The organism is Streptomyces sp. ISL-43 (genome assembly GCF_018614195.1).
Taxonomy (GTDB): Bacteria; Actinomycetota; Actinomycetes; order Streptomycetales; family Streptomycetaceae; genus Streptomyces.
In genome coordinates this window covers 241427-257574 of record NZ_JAGGOT010000013.1, presented here as the reverse complement: position 1 = coordinate 257574, position 16148 = coordinate 241427, and the positions used below count along the sequence as shown (strand labels likewise).

17 protein-coding genes are annotated in these 16148 nt (G+C 71.0%); 4 read left to right on the top strand and 13 right to left on the bottom strand.

What is annotated here, in order from left to right; translation table 11 throughout:
- Positions 1 to 250 precede the first annotated feature (250 nt).
- The 6 genes from cbiE to J7F03_RS09150 form a co-directional block, all read right to left on the bottom strand.
- Positions 251 to 1459, bottom strand: coding sequence for a precorrin-6y C5,15-methyltransferase (decarboxylating) subunit CbiE (cbiE, locus tag J7F03_RS09175; RefSeq protein WP_214948155.1), 1209 nt, complete (start codon positions 1457 to 1459; stop codon positions 251 to 253).
- Positions 1460 to 1538: 79 nt separating this feature from the next.
- Positions 1539 to 2279, bottom strand: a complete 741-nt coding sequence (locus tag J7F03_RS09170) for a GNAT family N-acetyltransferase (protein ID WP_214948154.1) — start codon at positions 2277 to 2279, stop codon at positions 1539 to 1541.
- Positions 2280 to 2496: 217 nt separating this feature from the next.
- Positions 2497 to 3360 (bottom strand): MetQ/NlpA family ABC transporter substrate-binding protein, encoded by an 864-nt coding sequence (locus tag J7F03_RS09165; protein WP_214948153.1) that lies wholly within the window; start codon positions 3358 to 3360, stop codon positions 2497 to 2499.
- A 100-nt stretch (positions 3361 to 3460) separates the two neighbouring features.
- Positions 3461 to 4129 carry a methionine ABC transporter permease gene (locus J7F03_RS09160; RefSeq protein WP_214948152.1) on the bottom strand — a complete coding sequence of 223 codons (669 nt, stop codon included), beginning with the start codon at positions 4127 to 4129 and terminating at the stop codon, positions 3461 to 3463.
- Positions 4126 to 5205 carry a methionine ABC transporter ATP-binding protein gene (locus J7F03_RS09155; RefSeq protein WP_214948338.1) on the bottom strand — a complete coding sequence of 360 codons (1080 nt, stop codon included), beginning with the start codon at positions 5203 to 5205 and terminating at the stop codon, positions 4126 to 4128. Before J7F03_RS09155 ends, J7F03_RS09160 begins: the two co-directional genes overlap by 4 nt.
- Positions 5206 to 5580: 375 nt before the next feature.
- The gene (locus J7F03_RS09150) at positions 5581 to 6252 is read right to left on the bottom strand and encodes an HAD-IA family hydrolase (protein ID WP_214948151.1); all 672 of its coding nucleotides are present in this window, start codon (positions 6250 to 6252) and stop codon (positions 5581 to 5583) included.
- Between the two features lie 68 nt (positions 6253 to 6320).
- On the opposite strand from J7F03_RS09150, the gene J7F03_RS09145 reads away from it, so the two are divergent.
- Together J7F03_RS09145 and J7F03_RS09140 are read left to right on the top strand one after the other, a co-directional pair.
- A complete protein-coding gene (locus J7F03_RS09145; RefSeq protein ID WP_214948150.1) occupies positions 6321 to 6689 on the top strand; it encodes a hypothetical protein in 369 nt (122 codons plus the stop codon).
- Positions 6682 to 7140 (top strand): hypothetical protein, encoded by a 459-nt coding sequence (locus tag J7F03_RS09140; RefSeq protein WP_214948149.1) that lies wholly within the window; start codon positions 6682 to 6684, stop codon positions 7138 to 7140. The genes J7F03_RS09145 and J7F03_RS09140 overlap by 8 nt, the downstream gene beginning before the upstream one ends.
- Positions 7141 to 7151: 11 nt before the next feature.
- Here J7F03_RS09140 and J7F03_RS09135 read toward each other — a convergent pair whose 3' ends face one another.
- The 3 genes from J7F03_RS09135 to J7F03_RS09125 all read right to left on the bottom strand — a co-directional run bounded on the left by J7F03_RS09135 (position 7152) and on the right by J7F03_RS09125 (position 9439).
- The gene (locus J7F03_RS09135; RefSeq protein ID WP_214948148.1) at positions 7152 to 7658 is read right to left on the bottom strand and encodes a GNAT family N-acetyltransferase; all 507 of its coding nucleotides are present in this window, start codon (positions 7656 to 7658) and stop codon (positions 7152 to 7154) included.
- Between the two features lie 37 nt (positions 7659 to 7695).
- Entirely contained in the window at positions 7696 to 8208 is a 513-nt protein-coding gene (locus J7F03_RS09130) for a sigma-70 family RNA polymerase sigma factor (RefSeq protein WP_214948147.1), read from the bottom strand.
- A gap of 64 nt (positions 8209 to 8272) precedes the next feature.
- A complete protein-coding gene (locus J7F03_RS09125) occupies positions 8273 to 9439 on the bottom strand; it encodes a glycerophosphodiester phosphodiesterase (protein WP_214948146.1) in 1167 nt (388 codons plus the stop codon).
- 244 nt (positions 9440 to 9683) lie between these two features.
- On the opposite strand from J7F03_RS09125, the gene J7F03_RS09120 reads away from it, so the two are divergent.
- On the top strand, positions 9684 to 10376 hold the full coding sequence (locus J7F03_RS09120; RefSeq protein ID WP_214948145.1) for a 1-acyl-sn-glycerol-3-phosphate acyltransferase: 693 nt from the start codon (positions 9684 to 9686) through the stop codon (positions 10374 to 10376).
- Positions 10377 to 10381: 5 nt separating this feature from the next.
- On the opposite strand, the gene J7F03_RS09115 is transcribed toward J7F03_RS09120, so the two are convergent.
- From J7F03_RS09115 to J7F03_RS09105, 3 genes are all read right to left on the bottom strand, one after another.
- Positions 10382 to 11857: a membrane-associated oxidoreductase gene (locus J7F03_RS09115; RefSeq protein WP_214948144.1), complete on the bottom strand. Its 1476-nt coding sequence runs from the start codon at positions 11855 to 11857 to the stop codon at positions 10382 to 10384.
- 69 nt (positions 11858 to 11926) lie between these two features.
- Complete coding sequence (locus J7F03_RS09110; RefSeq protein ID WP_214948143.1) at positions 11927 to 13471, bottom strand: MFS transporter; 1545 nt, start codon at positions 13469 to 13471, stop codon at positions 11927 to 11929.
- Positions 13468 to 14019, bottom strand: coding sequence for a TetR/AcrR family transcriptional regulator (locus J7F03_RS09105; RefSeq protein ID WP_214948142.1), 552 nt, complete (start codon positions 14017 to 14019; stop codon positions 13468 to 13470). Before J7F03_RS09105 ends, J7F03_RS09110 begins: the two co-directional genes overlap by 4 nt.
- 89 nt (positions 14020 to 14108) lie before the next feature.
- On the opposite strand from J7F03_RS09105, the gene J7F03_RS09100 reads away from it, so the two are divergent.
- Entirely contained in the window at positions 14109 to 14627 is a 519-nt protein-coding gene (locus J7F03_RS09100) for an HAD domain-containing protein (RefSeq protein WP_214948141.1), read from the top strand.
- An 86-nt stretch (positions 14628 to 14713) separates the two neighbouring features.
- Here J7F03_RS09100 and argH read toward each other — a convergent pair whose 3' ends face one another.
- Complete coding sequence (argH, locus tag J7F03_RS09095; RefSeq protein WP_214948140.1) at positions 14714 to 16144, bottom strand: argininosuccinate lyase; 1431 nt, start codon at positions 16142 to 16144, stop codon at positions 14714 to 14716.
- Positions 16145 to 16148 lie beyond the last annotated feature (4 nt).

Sequence of the window (16148 nt, the reverse complement as noted above, 5' to 3'; positions counted from 1 at the left end):
GCCTCTTCGACCGCCCGGTCGCCCACGAGGCCGCCAAGCGGATTTCCGTGCGGGTTCGCCGTGCGGAGGTTTCGCCTCGCGTACGACTGCACGACAACCAGTAAGTATTGTCGTGCCCGTTCGCCATCGTGGCGGCCATTACCGCCATGGTCCTCTGTGGACTACGCCACGTCTCGTGTCCTGCCGGTACCGCGTGCCCGAACCCGGCGGGGGCGGTGCGACGATCGGCCAGCCTACCCCGGCCTCGCGACTAGGTCCTGTCCGGGCGGTTGACGGGGCGTTCGGCGGCGAGCAGGAACACCACGGAACGCTGTTGTTCGGTCCAGGTCCGGGTGTCCAGGGCGACGGACTGGAGCAGCGCGCACTCGACGGCGTACCCGCCCTCGGTCAGTACGCGGCCGATGGCCTCCGCCTCGTCGCGCGTGGAGGCGTGGCTGACGATCCGTTCGGGGCGGCGGTCGGCGACCGCGGCGACGACCTCGGCTCCCCCGCCTCCGACGCGGACGACGTCGGGTTCGGGCAGGTCCTCCAGTACGTGCGGGGCGCGGCCGGCGATGACCTGGAGCTGCACACCCCGGGCGCGGGCGGCGGCGGTTGTGCGTTCGCAAGCGCGCGGGTCGGCGTCGACGGCGATGACGGCGGCGCCGAGGGCGGCGGCGTCCGCGGCGAGGGCTCCGGAGCCGGCGCCGATGTCCCAGACGAGGTCTCCGGTGCGGGGGCCGAGCCGGGCGAGCTGCGCCGCGCGCAGCTGCGCGGACTCCCCTTCTCCCACGTCGATCTGGGGGCGGGCCCAGCCGCGGCCGCCGCTCTGGGCGGCGCTCTGGCCCAGGAGCCACGCCGGGTCCCCGGCGGCGGGCTGGCCGCCGATGACGATCACCACGTTGGGGTCGCGCCAGCTGTGGTCGGCGGCCTTGTCGGAGGTGAGGACGGTCACCTGCTCCTTGTCGGTGCCGAGCTCCTCGCAGATGACGAAGGTGCGGTGGACGCCTCCGAGCAGCAGGGCCAGTTCGGCGGGGCCGGCGCCGGGCGAGGTGAGGACGGCGACCTTGGAGTGGGCGCGGCAGACGTTGACGGCTCGGCGCAGGGTGCGGGGGTGGGCGACGACGACCTGGGCGTCGTCCCAGGGCATCCCGGCGCGGGCGAAGGCGGCGGCGACGGCGGACACGGCGGGGACGACCTCGACTTCCAGGCCGAGCTCCGGGGCGCGCAGGGCGCGTACGACGCCGAAGAAGCCGGGGTCGCCGTCGGCGAAGACGACGGCGGTGCCGCGGTGGCCGGCGATCCGGCGGGCGGCGAGGCCGAGGCTGCCGAGCCGGACGCGTTCGGCGGCGGGCGGGACTTCGGGGAGTGCGAGGTGGTGGGCGGCGCCGGCCACCAGGGTGGCCGCGGCCAGCGCGGACCGGGCGGAGGCGGTCAGGGGCGAGCCGTCCCAGCCGATCACCGTGACCCGGTCGGCCATCGTCGTCAGTCTCCTGGTGTGGGGGCGGGCGGAGCTTCGTCGGGGGGCGGGGGCACGGTGAGACTACCTGGTCATCGGGTCAGATCCGGTCGGACGAGACCGCGTAGCCGTTCGCGTCGGACGGGTGGATTCCCAGCCCGCCGTACTCGCCGGAGTAGTGGGCGGAGTAGCCCGCCGAGTAGTCGTCGGAGTACCCGTCGGCGTACCCGTCGTATCCGTCCGAGTAGCCGTCGCCGTCTTCGTCGAGGTCCTCGGGGACCAGGCCCCAGACGATGAGGTCGCTGCGGTCGGCGGCCCAGGAGCCGTCGGGGTTCTGTGTGCGCACTATGCACGCGCTGCGCAGGACGCCTTCACTGATGCAACCGATCTTCTGGGCGACCTGCTGGGAGGCGGTGTTGTCGGCGGCGGTGCGCAGTTCGAGGCGTTCGAAGCCCTGCTCGCGGAAGAGCCAGTGGGCGACGGCGCGTACGGACTCGCTGGCGTAGCCCTCGCCGCGGGCCCAGGGGGCGGTGACGTAGCCGACTTCGGTGGCGCGCAGGCGCCAGTCGGCGCCCTGCAGGTGGACGGTGCCGACCAGGCGCTGGGTGAGGAACTCGGTGACGGCGAAGACGATGCCGCGGCCCGCGGTGCGCTCTTCGTGCGCGGCTCTGGTGGCCCAGTCGAGCGCGTGGGCGTGGGTGTAGGGGTGCGGGACCGAGGTCCAGGCGGTGACGTGCTCGTCGTTCATCATCTCGGTGAGCGCGGTGACGTCTTCTTCCTCGAAGGGGCGCAGCACCAGCCGGTCCGTGCTGATGGTGACGTCCGGGAAGGTGGTAGTCATGCGCAGCTCCAAGCCTGGGACCGTGGTGCGACCGTGATGCGAGGCGACCGTCGTGCGGGACCGTTTGTGCGGACCGCGGCTGCGGGTCGTAGGCCACAGCATGCAGCATCGGCCTGGGGATGTGCAGGGCCGGGCTGCCCGGAAGCGGGCAGCGCCCGGCCCCGTACACCGGTGGGTGGACGGGGCCGGGACGCCTGGCCGGATCGGACCTACTCGATCAAGAGGCCGGCTTGCCGAAGGCCGGGATGACCGAGCCCTGGTACTTGTCGTCGATGAACTTCTTGACCTCGTCGGAGTTCAGGAGCTTGGCGAGCTTCTGGATCCGCGGGTCGTCCTGCTTGCCGTCCTTCACCGCGAGGATGTTGGCGTACGGGTTGCCCTCGGCCTTCTCCAGGACGAGCGCGTCCTTGGCCGGGACGAGCTTGGCCTCGATGGCGTAGTTGCCGTTGATGACGGCGGCGTCCACGTCGTTCAGGGCGCGCGGGACCGTGGCGGCCTCCAGCTCCTTGAACTCCAAGCCCTTCTTGTCGGTGATGTCGGACAGCTTGGCGCCGGTGCCGACACCCTCCTTGAGGGTGATGAGCTTGTTCGCGGCGAGCAGCTCGAGCGCGCGGCCCTCGTTGGTGGGGTCGTTGGGCACGGCGACGGTCTGGCCGGCCTTGATGTCCGTGAGGGCCTTGACCTTCTTGGAGTAGAGGCCCAGCGGCTCCAGGTGCACGTTGACGACGGGCACGATGTCGGTGCCGTTCTTCTTGTTGAAGTCGTCGAGGTAGGGCACGTGCTGGAAGTAGTTGGCGTCGACCTGGCCCTGCTGGGTGGCAGTGTTCGGCAGGACGTAGTCCGTGAACTCCTTGACCTCCAGCTTGAGGCCCTCCTTGGCCGCCAGGTTGTCCTTGACGAACTTCAGGATGTCGGCGTGCGGGGTCGGGGACGCCGCGATGACCAGGGGCTTGCTCTCGTCGACCTTGCCGCCGTCGGCCTTGGTGGAGGACGGGTCCGAGGAGCTGCCGCAAGCGCTCAGGGAGAGGGTGAGCGCGGCGGCGGTGACGGCGAGGGCGGTGAGCTTGATGTTCTTACGCACGAAGAGTGCCTTTCTTGCTTCTTGCTGTGTGAATGACGGCCCAAGCACGACAAGTGCGGGCTTTCTGGGAAAAAGTTCGGAAATACGGCTCAGGCCCGGATCAGGCTGTCCGACCCCGCCGCGCGAGGAGGCGTACCACGCCGTCGCCGATGAGCTGGATCACCGTGACGAGCACGATCAGTACGACGACGGTCGCGACCATGAAGCCGGTCTCGAAGCGCTGGAAGCCGTAGGTGATGGCCTTGGAGCCGAGGCCTTCGCCGCCGACCGCGCCGGCCATGGCCGAGTAGCCGATCAGGGTGATCACGGTGGTCGTGACGGCCGCGATCAGGGAGGGCAGGGCCTGCGGGAGGAGCACCTTGCCGACCAGGGTCGGGATGCCGCCGCCCATGGACTCGACGGCTTCGATCAGGCCGTGGTCCACCTCGCGGACGGCGGTCTCCACGAGCCGGGCGAAGAAGGGGATGGCCCCGATGGCCAGCGGGACGATCATGGCGGTGGGGCCGATGAAGGTGCCGACGATCGCCGTGGTGACCGGGATGAGGAAGATCAGCAGGATGATGAACGGCAGCGAGCGGCCCATGTTCACGATCACGCCGAGCACCTTGTTGACCGGGCGGCTCTGGAGCAGACCGCCCTTGTCGGTGAGCACCAGCAGGATGCCGATGGGCAGGCCGCCCAGGACGGTCACCAGGGCGGACCACAGCACCATGTAGAGGGTGTCGAAGGTGCCCTGCGTGAGCAGCGGCTGCATTTCGGACCAGGTCACTTCGCACCATCCTTGACCAGCTCGGCGAGCTCGCCGTCCACGTCCTCGGCCACATCCGCTTCCGCGTCCGCACCGGCTTCCACCACGTCCACCTGCAGGCCCTGCTCGCGCAGGAATCCGACGGGCACGACGTTGTCCTCGTAGCGGCCGGGCAGCTCGATGCGCATGCGGCCGATCTGCCTGCCGGCGACGGTGTCCATCGCGGCGCCGAGGATCGAGATGTCGATGTTGTAGGTGCGGGCCAGCTGGGAGATCACCGGCCGGGTCGCGGTCTCCCCGTGGAAGGTGACGTCGATGACCGTGTGCTCCGCGGTGGTCGCGGCCCCGGTCAGCGGGAACAGTTCGTGCGCGAGCTGGGAGCCGGGGGTGGCCAGCAGCTCGGAGACGGTGCCGGACTCGACGATCCGGCCCTGCTTCATCAGCGCGGCCGAGTCGCAGACGGACTTGACCACGTCCATCTCGTGCGTGATCAGCAGGATGGTCAGGCCGAGCCGGCGGTTGAGGTCGCGCAGCAGCTGCAGGATCTGGCGGGTGGTCTCGGGGTCCAGCGCGCTGGTGGCCTCGTCCGAGAGCAGCACCTTGGGGTCGCCGGCCAGGGCGCGGGCGATGCCGACGCGCTGCTTCTGGCCGCCGGAGAGCTGGCCGGGGTAGGCCTTGGCCTTGTCGGCGAGGCCGACGAGGTCGAGGAGTTCGGCGGCCTTGCGGGAGCGCTCGCCGCCGGAGATCCCGAGGATCTCCAGGGGCAGTTCGATGTTGCCCTGGACGGTGCGCGAGGACAGCAGGTTGAAGTGCTGGAAGACCATGCCGATGCGGCTGCGGGCCTCACGGAGTTCCTTGCCGGCGCGGCGGCCCCGGCCTGCGAGCGCGGTGAGGTCGACTCCGTCGACGGCCACGGTGCCGGTGGTGGGGCGCTCCAGCAGGTTCACGCAGCGGATCAGGGAGGACTTGCCGGCGCCGCTCTGGCCGATGACTCCGTAGACCTCGCCCTCGCGGACGTGCAGGTCGACGCCGTCCAGGGCGGTGACCTCGCGGCCACGGGACTGGTAGACCTTCGTGAGGCCCGATGTGGTGATCACAGGATTTCCGTCGCTGTCGAGTGCGCGGCGCAGCGGGGTGCCGGGCACGGGGCAAACATCAGGGGACGCGATACGGGTCGAACCGTCGGAAAACGGCGGTATCGGCGCGTGCGCGGGGCAGGAGCGGTCCGGGTCGCACAGGGATGCCGGAGGAAGCTCGGCCGGTCTCGCTTCGGGGCGCGAGACTGCGGGAAGGGGCCCTCAGAAGGCGCGCATTCGACACATACAACGAGCACCGGGCGTCATCGTCGCCTCGGTCGCAAGGGTGCGGCTGCTCGTCGTGGTCATGGGCCCCAGTAAACCAGACGTTCTCCGTCACCGATCAAAGGCGTCCGAATACCGGACGGATTTCGGCCACATACCGGACAGCATCGGTCAAGGCCGATCGTCCGTCTCGACCGTCATCCCCTCGGCCCCGACCAGCACGGACACGGCCGAGAGGTCCCGTACGACCGCGTCCGCGTCGAGCTCGGCGGCGGTGTGCGTTGTGGTCAAGGCCACGGTCCGCATCCCGGCCGCTCGGCCCGCGGCCAGCCCCGCCGGGGCGTCCTCGAAGACCACGCAGCGGGCCGGGTCCACCCCGAGCCGGGCGGCCGCCAGCAGGAACGGCTCCGGGTCGGGCTTGCCCCGGGTGATGTCGTCGGCGGAGACCAGCTCGGGGAAGTCGATGCCGACCTCGCGCAGCCGGGCCTCGGCGAGCGGGCGGGTGGCGGAGGTGACGATGGCCCAGCGGCCGGCGGGAAGCGCCGAGAGGAGATCCTCGGTGCCGGGCAGCGCGACGACGCCGCCCGCGACGTCCGCCACCTCCAGCGCCTCGATCCGGGCGAGGGCCTCGGCCCGCACCTGCGTGGGCAGCAGTTCGGCGATGATCTCCGCGGCGGGGCGGCCGTTCAGTTCCGCGGCCTCGAAGACGTCTTCGGCGATCCCGTACTCCCGGGCCCAGCGGGTCCAGCAGCGGTACACCGACGCCATGGAGGAGATGAGCGTGCCGTCGTTGTCGAACAGCAGCGCGTCGAAATGCGGTCCGTGCGTCCCTTGCAGCTTCATGCCTTCCAGCAAAGCCCGGGGGCAGGGGTGAGCGCATCGGGTCTTTCGGCCCGTAATACCCTCGCTGCATGCTCGACGCCCTGACGGTCGCCATCGGCGTGGCCGCACTCGCCCTCGCCGCCTGGTGCGGTTTCGCCGCTTCGCGCGACCAGCCGACCAAGGACTGGCACTTCATCGGCATGGCGGTGGTGACCGTACTGGTCCTGGCCCAGCTGGTGGTCGGCCTGGTCCAGCTCGCCCGGGGAGAGAAGCCCGGACAGGGCACGGTGCTCTTCGTGGCCTACCTGCTGGGTGCCTTCGCCGCCGTGCCGGCCGCCGCGATGCTCTCGGTGAGCGAACGGACCAAATGGGGTTCGGTGACGGTGGCCGCGGGCGCGGTCGTCCTCGCCGTGCTGGAAGTACGGCTCTACGACATCTGGGGAAACACCGGTGCCTGACACGGACACGAACACGGGCCCGGACGCCACCGGGCCCGCCGCCGAGCGGCGGCGCCTGGTCACCGGGCCGGGGGTGCTGCTGGTCTGGCTCTACGGGGTGATCACGGTCGGCGCGGTCTCCCGGTCGCTCTACCAGATCTCCACCGAGTTCGACCGGGCCCCGCTGGCGTACTCGCTGTCGGCCGCGGCCGCCCTGGTCTACGCCTTCATCACGTACTCGCTGGTCCGCGGCGGGGAGACGGCCCGCAAGGCGGCGCGGATCTGCTGCGCCGCCGAGCTGACCGGCGTACTCACCGTCGGCGCCTGGACCCTGCTGCGGCCCGAGGCCTTCCCCGACGCGACCGTGTGGTCGGACTTCGGGATGGGCTACCTGTTCATCCCGGTGATCCTGCCGATCACCGGGATGATCTGGCTGCGCGCCAAGCGCCGGACGCCTGGCTCTGGGCTCTAGAGCTCTAGGCGCTACGCGCTGACCGCGAAGTCGGTGGCCTCCTTGGCCTCCTTCTCCAGGATCACCAGACGGACGCCGTCGGACGCGGTGCGCCCGCCGACCTGGGTGTAGCCGGCCTTGCGGTAAAGGCGCAGGTTCGACTCGCTCTTGTGGCCGGTGAGCAGCCGGAAGCGGATCGTCCCGTCGTGACCGCCGAGGACCTCCTCGACCGCGCTCAGCAGCCGGGCGCCGAGCCCGTGGCCCTGGAGGCGGGGGTGGACGCAGAGCTTGGCGATCTTGCCGGTGCCCTCCCCGTCGACGTTGCCGCGCACGGCCCCGACGATCTCGTCGCCGAGCCGGGCCACCAGGACGGTGTCCGAGGCCAGCTCCTCCTTGAGGGAGTCGAGGGACTGGGTGAGCGGCTGGATGCGGTAGTTGCCGTACAGCTCGGCCTCGCTCTGGAACGCCAGATACTGCAGCTTGATGATCTGCTCGGCATCCTCGGCAGTTGCCGCCGAAATCGTCACGCTCATGCCCATGTGCGCATGCCTCCCGCTCACCTGGTGGCCTTTTGGTCTACCGCTCCATTCCCCGCAGGTCGGGAGCCGCAACCTCTACGGCCAGCATTCTGCGCAGACATCCCAGGCAACGGGAACGGACGGGCCCCAAACTTCCTTGTGAGATTCCCAACTCTCCTGCGATTTCACGGTAAGTGAGGTCCCTGGGCGAAAGAAGTGCCCTCATCAGCTCCGGACACCGTCCGGGCAATCGGGCGACCGCCGATCGCAGGGCCCGGTTCTCCTCGCCGTGCAGGAGGGCATCTTCCGGTTCCGCGCCGCCGCTGCTACGGGCGCCGCCGCCGGGCCCGCCGTACGGGACTTCGCGCCGGGCCCGGCGGCGCGCCAGCCGGGCTTCCGCGCGCACCGCCCGGCGCAGCCAGTCGGCGGGTTCCTCGGGGGTGCGCCGGTGCTCCAGCAGCCTGACCCAGACGGCTTGTTCCAGGTCGGCGGCGTCCACGCCGGTGCCCGCGGTCTCTGCGGCGGCTTCGGCGCGGAGCAGCGGGCGGAGTTTGTCGAAGAGGTCAGACATCAGCAGGTCCATGCCGGGCGGGACGAGTGGGCCGGGCCCGGCCCACTCGTACGAGAGGCTCCGGCTAGGTGTTGACGCCCCGGCCGGGACGGAAGGCCTCGGCCGCGAGCAGCCCGGTGTCGGGCTGGTCGGTGAAGATCCCGTCGATGCCCTGTTCGAAGTACTTCCGGAAGGCGCCGAAGGCATCACCGTACGCGGCCGGGTCGGTGCCCTTGCGGTACTCGGCCGGCAGGAAGCTGTTCTCGTTCCGCGCGGTGTAGGGGTGCAGGATCAGCCCCTGCGCGTGGGCGTCCGCGACCAGGGTGGTCGGGGCGCCGAGCCTGCCCGCCGCGTCGCGCGGCAGGATCAGGTCCATGGTCGGCCCGATGCCCTGGGCGAAGCCGGCGATCCACTTCAGCCCCTCGGGCTTGACGAGGTCGGCGACCGTACGGGGGTCCTTGGCCGCTTCGAAGTCCCACGGGCGCGTACTCGCGGCGGAGAGCAGCACGACGCGCGGGGCGGAGACCAGCCGGGAGAGCCGCTGGATGCTGGAGGGCTCGAAGGACTGCAGGAAGAGCGGGGCGCCGCGGCCGTCACGCCCGTAGCGGCGCAGCAGCCGGGCGAGGGGTTCCTCCAGGCCGAGGCCCAGGCCGCGGAAGTAGGTGGGGTGCTTGGTCTCCACGTGCAGCCAGACGCGCTTGCCGCGCCGCCGGCCCTCGCGGTCGGCCCAGCGCAGCACCTCTTCGAAGGTGGGCACGTCCCAGCGGCCGTCGTAGAGCGTGTTGCGCTGGCGGACGGCGGGGATGCGCTCCTTCGCCCGCAGGGTCTTCAGCTCGGCGAGCGTGAAGTCCTCGGTGAACCAGCCGGTGACCGCCACCCCGTCGACCGTCTTGGTGGTCTTGCGCGAGGCGAACTCCGGGTGGTCGGCGACGTCGGTGGTGCCGCCGATCTCGTTCTCGTGGCGGCACACCAGGTGGCCGTCCTTGGTGGGTACGAGGTCCTGCTCCACCACGTCGGCGCCCAGGTCGAGCGCGAGTCCGTAGGAGCCGAGCGTGTGCTCGGGCCGGTAGCCGCTGGCTCCCCGGTGCCCGATGACCGTCGGCACGGGCAGGTCCCGGTACCCGCCGCCGGCGCCGTGGCCGCTCTGCGCCGCCGAGGCGGACTCGGCGCCCACCGCCACCCCGCCGAAGGCCCCGCCCGCCGCCAGGACGGCCCCCAGTACCGTCCGCCGTGCTGCCCCACCCTGCGTCATGCGTGCCACTCCCCATCGGACGAGGGCCAGGCGCCCGGGATCTCCGGGTCCTACGGCCCGATTTCGCGTGCCGATGGTAGGCAAGCGGCGGTGGCGTGCGGGGGTGCGCGGGCCGAACATGGCGCAAACGCACGTCAACACTGCGTATCCACCTCGTGAACCCGATGTGCGATCAGAGCTGACCCGCGAGTATCGTCCTCACCTGCACTGCCGCCTCGTGGTGGGTGCGCGAAACCGCTTTTCGATGCCGGAGGGCCCCACGTTGTTCCGTACTGCGCTCATCAAAGCCACCGTCGGACCCGTCATGCGCCTGATGTTCCGCACCCGCGTGGAGGGCATCGAGAACATTCCGGGCACCGGTCCGGTGATCCTGGCGGGCAACCACCTCACCTTCATCGACTCGATGATCCTGCCGCTGGTGTGCGACCGCACGGTCCACTTCATCGGCAAGGACGAGTACGTGACCGGCAAGGGCATCAAGGGCCGGGCCATGGCCTGGTTCTTCACCGGCGCCGGAATGATCCCCGTGGACCGCGACGGGGCCAACGGCGGCGTCGCCGCCCTGATGACCGGCCGCCGGATCCTCGAAGAGGGCAAGATCTTCGGCATCTACCCCGAGGGCACCCGCTCCCCCGACGGCCGCCTCTACCGCGGTCGCACCGGCATCGCCCGCCTGACCCTGATGACCGGCGCGCCCGTCGTCCCGTTCGCGATGATCGGCACCGACAAGCTGCAGCCCGGCGGCGCCGGCATGCCGCGTCCGGGCCGGGTCACCGTCCGCTTCGGCGAGCCGATGGAGTTCTCCCGCTACGAGGGCATGGACCGCGACCGCTACGTGCTGCGCGCCGTCACCGACTCGGTGATGGCCGAGGTCATGCGGCTCTCGGGCCAGGAGTACGTGGACATGTACGCGACCAAGGCCAAGGAAGCCGCGTAGCGGCGCTACTGCCGCCTCAGTGACCGGCTGACGCCCGCCGCGGTCGTCGTGGCGAGGACCCAGCCGGTCACGATCAGCAGGTACGACAGCCACTGGTACCAGCCGTCCGGCGCGAAGGCCGCCTCCTGGCCGAAGCCGATGATCGGCAGCATCAGGTCGATCGTGTAGAAGACCGCGTTGAATTCCGGCGCCTCCCCCGCTTTCAGTTCCCGGGGGTGCTGGAACCAGTACGCGATCGTCCCGGTGAACAGCAGCGCCAGCAGCCAGCCCGCCGCGCGCAGCGGCCGGAAGCCGTATCCCACGGTGGCGTCCTGGAGCAGCCCCCAGACCCTGGCGTGCCGGGGCAGGGTCCGGCGGTGGCGGCGCAGCTTGGCGAGTTGCACGGTCCGGGCGGCCGCCTCGTCGCCGGCCGTACGGTAGGCGGAGGCGAGCTGTTCGTAGGCGTACGGGAGGTAGCCCGACTCCTCGCGCTCCAGGGCGGGCAGCCGCTGCTCGGCCGGCAGGTGCGGGGCCAGGGTGCGGTAGGTCAGCCCGTCGATCCGGATCTTCTCCGGCCAGGTCTCGGCCGGCATGTGCAGCAGGTCGAACTGGGACCGCCGCAGGTTCACCGTGCCTCGGACGGTCTCGCAGGAGCGCAGCCACACCTCGCCGATGACGCAGCTGGAGGCGCGCAGGGCGAAACCGCCCGGGTTGGCCAGGCGGGCGTAGGCGAGGTTGAGCTGGCCGGGGATCCGGGAGCCGCTGAGGTTGACCCGGCCGCTCGCCTCCATCCGCATGGCGCGCAGATCGGTGCCCACCGTCAGGGTCTCGGCGTGCAGGGCCGTCGCGCCGGGGGCGAGGAGGCGGGCGTCGTCGAGGTTGATCTGGCCGCCGACGGTGGCGCCGTTGATGCGGGTCTGGCCGTGGACGGTCAGGCCCATGGCGATGACGTCGGTGCCGATGTCGGCGTGGTTGAACTGGAGCGGGGGCTCCTCCGCCTCCTCCGGGGCGTCGGGCATGCCGATGACGGCCCGCTGGAGGAAGAGGCCGCCGGCTATCCGGGCCCCGGCGAGCCGCACCGGTCCGGTGATCCGGCAGCAGGACAGCCGCAGCACGACGTCGACGGCGACGGTGGCTCCGGTCAGTCCGGGCAGCGCCGAGTCGGACAGGACCAGGGCCCGCAGCCTGGCTCCGTAGACGAGGGGTTTGCGCTCGAACCAGCAGCCGCGCAGCCGGATCGCGTGGTCGACCACGGCGTACTTGAGGTCCAGCTTGCCGGTGATCCGGATGCCTTTGACGTTGAGGCCCGCGACCTGGCCGGTGGCTGAACTCCCGTTCAGCAGCAGGGCGCTGAGCACCTCGGCGCGCACCGTCCGCTCGGGTCCCCAGCCGATGCCGTCGGAGGCGTCCTCGTCGGGGCCCTCGCGGAAGTCGACGCGCTCACCGCGCGGGAAGGCGTCCCATACGCGGCGTTCGGCCGGGGTCAGATCGGTGATCTCCATCGCCGGGATGGTGTCCCGCGGTTCCACGCACTGTCAACTCGGTGCGGGACACCACCCTCTGGCGGGGCGTCAGTGCTCGATGCCGTCCTGGAGCTCCTGGCCCTTGAGCAGGTACCAGGCGGCCGCGGCGGTGGCCAGCAGCACGGCCGCGCCGACTCCGGAGGCCAGCCGCAGGCCGTCCACGAAGGCCTCCTGGGCGGCTCCGACCATCTGCCCGGCGGTCTGCGGGTCCAGCGACCTGGCCGCTTCGACGGCGCCGCCGAGGGATTCGTGGGCGGCGTCGGCGACCGGGCCGGTGACGGAGGCCGGTGCGGTGAAGCCCTGGTAGACGCCGGTGACGACCGAGCCGAGCAGGGCGATGCCGAGGGCGGCGCCCAGTTCGTACGCGGTCTCGGAGACGGCCGAGGCCGAACCGGCCTGCTCCTTGGGCACGCTGGAGAGGATCACGTCGGCGGTGACGGTGAAGGAGAAGCCGGCGCCGAGGCCGACGATGAGCAGGGCCGCTCCGAGCAGCGGGTAGCCGGTCTCCTTGTGGATGACCGTGAGCGCGGCCAGCGCGACGCCGATGGCGGCGAGGCCTCCGGTCACGATGACCCGTACCCCGTACTTGCGGGCGTACTTTCCGGCGACCAGACCGGTGACCACGGCGCCGACGGCGGCGGGCAGTTCGGCCAGGCCGGCTTCCAGCGGCTCGCGGCCCTGGACGAGCTGGAGGAACTGGGAGAGGAAGAAGACCAGTCCGGACAGGCCGAAGACGGTGAGCAGGTCGGCGAGGACCGCGCCGGAGAAGCCGCGGTGCTTGAAGAGCCGCATGTCGAGGAGGGGGGCGGTCAGGGTGAACTGGCGGCGTACGAAGGTGTAGAGCGCGCCCGCTCCGATGACGGCGGCCGCCCACACCTCCCAGCCCATGCCGTGGGTGGCGACCTGCTTGACGGCGTATACGACGCCGATGATGCCGACGAGGGAGAGCCCGACGCTGAACAGGTCCCAGGGACCGGTGACCGGATTCTTGGACTCGGGCAGCAGCTTGACGCCGACGATGACCAGGACGATCATCACGGGGAGGTTGATGAGGAAGACCGAACCCCACCAGAAGTGCTGGAGCAGGGCTCCGCCGACGACCGGCCCGACGGCCGCGCCCGCGGAGGCGGTGGCGCCCCAGATGCCGATGGCGAGGCTGCGCTCCTTGGGGTCGTGGAAGATGTTGCGGATCAGCGCGAGGGTGGAGGGCATCAGGGTCGCGCCGGCCACGCCGAGCAGGGCCCGGGCGAGGATCATCATCTCGGGGCTGGTCGCGTAGGCGTTCAGCACCGAGACGGCGCCGAAGGCCGCCGCGCCGACGAGGAGGAGCTTCTTGCGGCCGATCCGGTCGCCGAGGGAGCCCATGGAGACGAGCAGGCCGGCGATGACGAAGGAGTAGATGTCCCCGATCCACAGCAGCTGGGTGCCGGAGGGCTTCAGGTCCTCACTGAGGGCGGGCGTCGCGAGACCGAGTACGGTGGCGTCGACCGCGACCAGCAGGACGGCCAGGACGAGCACGGAGAGCGCGATCCAGCGCCCGGAGCCCCTGCCCTCCGCCCCCTTCGCCTGGGTCAGCTGTTCGGTTCGGCTCATTTCTCCACACTCCGTCTTGCGCCACCGAGCAGCAACTCGGTGATCATGTACTGAAAGTCCTTGGCCGCGACCCGGCCGTCCATGACGGCCCAGGCGCAGGTGCCGATGAGCCCGTAGAGGGCCTCGGTGAGCCATGCGGGGCTCAGGTCGATCCGGATGTCGCCCTCTTCCTGGCCGCGCCGGAAGAGCGCGCCGACGCGGGCGTCGAGCCGGGCCCAGCCCTCGTTGACCTGGTCGCCCTCGAAGAGCTGGTTCTCGGTGACGAGGAAGGCCAGCAGTTCGGCGTTGGGCTCCGCCTCGGCGACGAGGCGTCTGAGCCCGTCGATCGCGGTGCCCTCGTCGAGGCGGGCGTTGTCGAAGGCCACCTCGAACTCCCGGATGCCGAGCTCTTCGAGCGCCCGTACGAGGGCGTCGCGCCCGGCGAAGTGCCGGTGGAGGGTCGCGCGCCCGATTCCGGCGGCGCGGGCGACCTCGTCCATCGTTGCGGTCGATTTGCGGGAGAGCAGGGCGGCCGCGTCGCGGAGCACCTGGTCACGATCCATGGCCATGAGACAAGCATACCCCGAATGAGACATCAACGTCTCATTCGATCGACAAATGAGCTGCCGGACGGCGGCCTGAAGGGAATCCTGCCGAGATGAAGCCGACGAAGCCCCTGCTCCTGATCGATGTCGACGGCCCGCTGAACCCGTACGCGGCCAAGCCCCAGCGCCGCCCCGAGGGGTACTCCACCCACCGGATGCGCCCGACGGGCTGGACCGAGGCGGAGAGCCCGAAGCCGCTGCGGGTCTGGCTGAACCACGGCCACGGGGCGCGGCTGCTCGCGCTCGCGGACTCCTACGAGCTGGTCTGGGCCACGACGTGGAAGGACGAGGCGAACGACTGGATAGGCCCGCACCTGGGCCTGCCCCGGCTCCCGTTCATCGACTGGCCGGTGATGCACGGCCGGGCGCCGCGCGGCACCTTCTGGAAGACGCAGTACGTCCTGGAGTACGCGGGGCACAGGCCCTTCGCGTGGATCGACGACGACATCACGGCCATGGACCACGAGTACGTCGACCAGCGGCACCCGGCACGGGCACTGCTGATGCGGATCGACGAGCGGATCGGCCTCGTCGCGGAGGACTTCGAGACGCTGGCGGGGTGGGCCGCGTAGTCGGCGCGGTCGTACGCGGTGGGGCGGTACGCCGGAGGGGGCGGCCGGGGCCCGAAGGCTCCGGCCACCCCCTCCGGGCGGTACGGCTAGTTCTTGTGCGCCGCCCAGGCGTGCTGGATGACCAGGTCGGCCTTGAGCTCCGTGAGCTGGACCGCGACCGCCGACGGGGCGGTGCCGCCCCGGCCGTTGCGGGAGGCCAGCGCGCCCTTGACGTTGAGGACGGTGCGGACCTCCGGCGTCAGGTGCTCGGAGATCTTCGCGAACTGGTCGTCCGTGAGCTCGTCGAGCTCGATCCCGAGCCCCTCGCACACCTTCACGCACTCGCCGGCGACTTCGTGCGCGACCCGGAACGGCACGCCCTGCTTGACCAGCCACTCCGCGATGTCCGTGGCGAGCGAGAAGCCCGCCGGAGCCAGCTCCTCCATCCGCTCCCGGTTGACCGTGAGGGTGGCCATCATCCCCGTGAAGGCGGGCAGCAGGACTTCCAGGGTGTCGCAGGAATCGAAGACCGGCTCCTTGTCCTCCTGGAGGTCACGGTTGTAGGCCAGCGGCAGCGCCTTCAGCGTGGCGAGCAGGCCGGTCAGGTTGCCGATGAGGCGCCCCGACTTGCCGCGCGCCAGCTCCGCGATGTCCGGGTTCTTCTTCTGCGGCATGATCGACGACCCGGTCGAGAAGGCGTCGTGCAGGGTCACGAAGGAGAACTCCTTCGTGTTCCAGATGATGATCTCCTCGGCGATCCGGGACAGATTGATCCCGATCATCGCGGTGACGAAGGCGAACTCGGCGACGAAGTCGCGCGAGGCCGTGCCGTCGATCGAGTTGCCGACCGAGCCGCGCTCGAAGCCCAGGTCGGCGGCGACCGCCTCCGGGTCCAGGCCCAGCGAGGAGCCGGCCAGCGCCCCCGAGCCGTACGGGGAGACCGCGGTCCGGGTGTCCCACTGGCGCAGCCGCTCCGCGTCCCGGGACAGGGCCTGCACGTGGGCCAGTACGTGGTGGGCGAAGAGCACCGGCTGCGCGTGCTGCAGGTGGGTCCGGCCCGGCATGGCCACGTCCGCGTGGTGCTCGGCAAGGCCGACCAGGGCGTCCTGGAGCTCGGCGATCAGGCCGCCGATGGTCCGGGCGTGGTCGCGCAGGTACATCCGGAAGAGCGTGGCGATCTGGTCGTTGCGCGACCGGCCGGCGCGCAGCTTGCCGCCGAGGTCGGCGCCGAGCCGCTCCAGCAGGCCGCGCTCCAGGGCGGTGTGGACGTCCTCGTCGGCGACGGTGCCGGTGAAGGAGCCGTCGGCCACGTCGACTTCGAGCTGGTCCAGGCCCGCGATCATGCGGCCGAGCTCGTCGGCCGTGAGCAGGCCCGCCTTGGCGAGCACCCGGGCGTGGGCCCGGGAGCCCGCGATGTCGTACGGCGCGAGGCGCCAGTCGAAGTGGACCGACGCGGACAGCTTCGCGAGGGCCTCGGCGGGACCGTCGGCGAACCGGGCGCCCCAGAGCCGGACGTCACCACCGTTGTTGCTGCTCACAGCT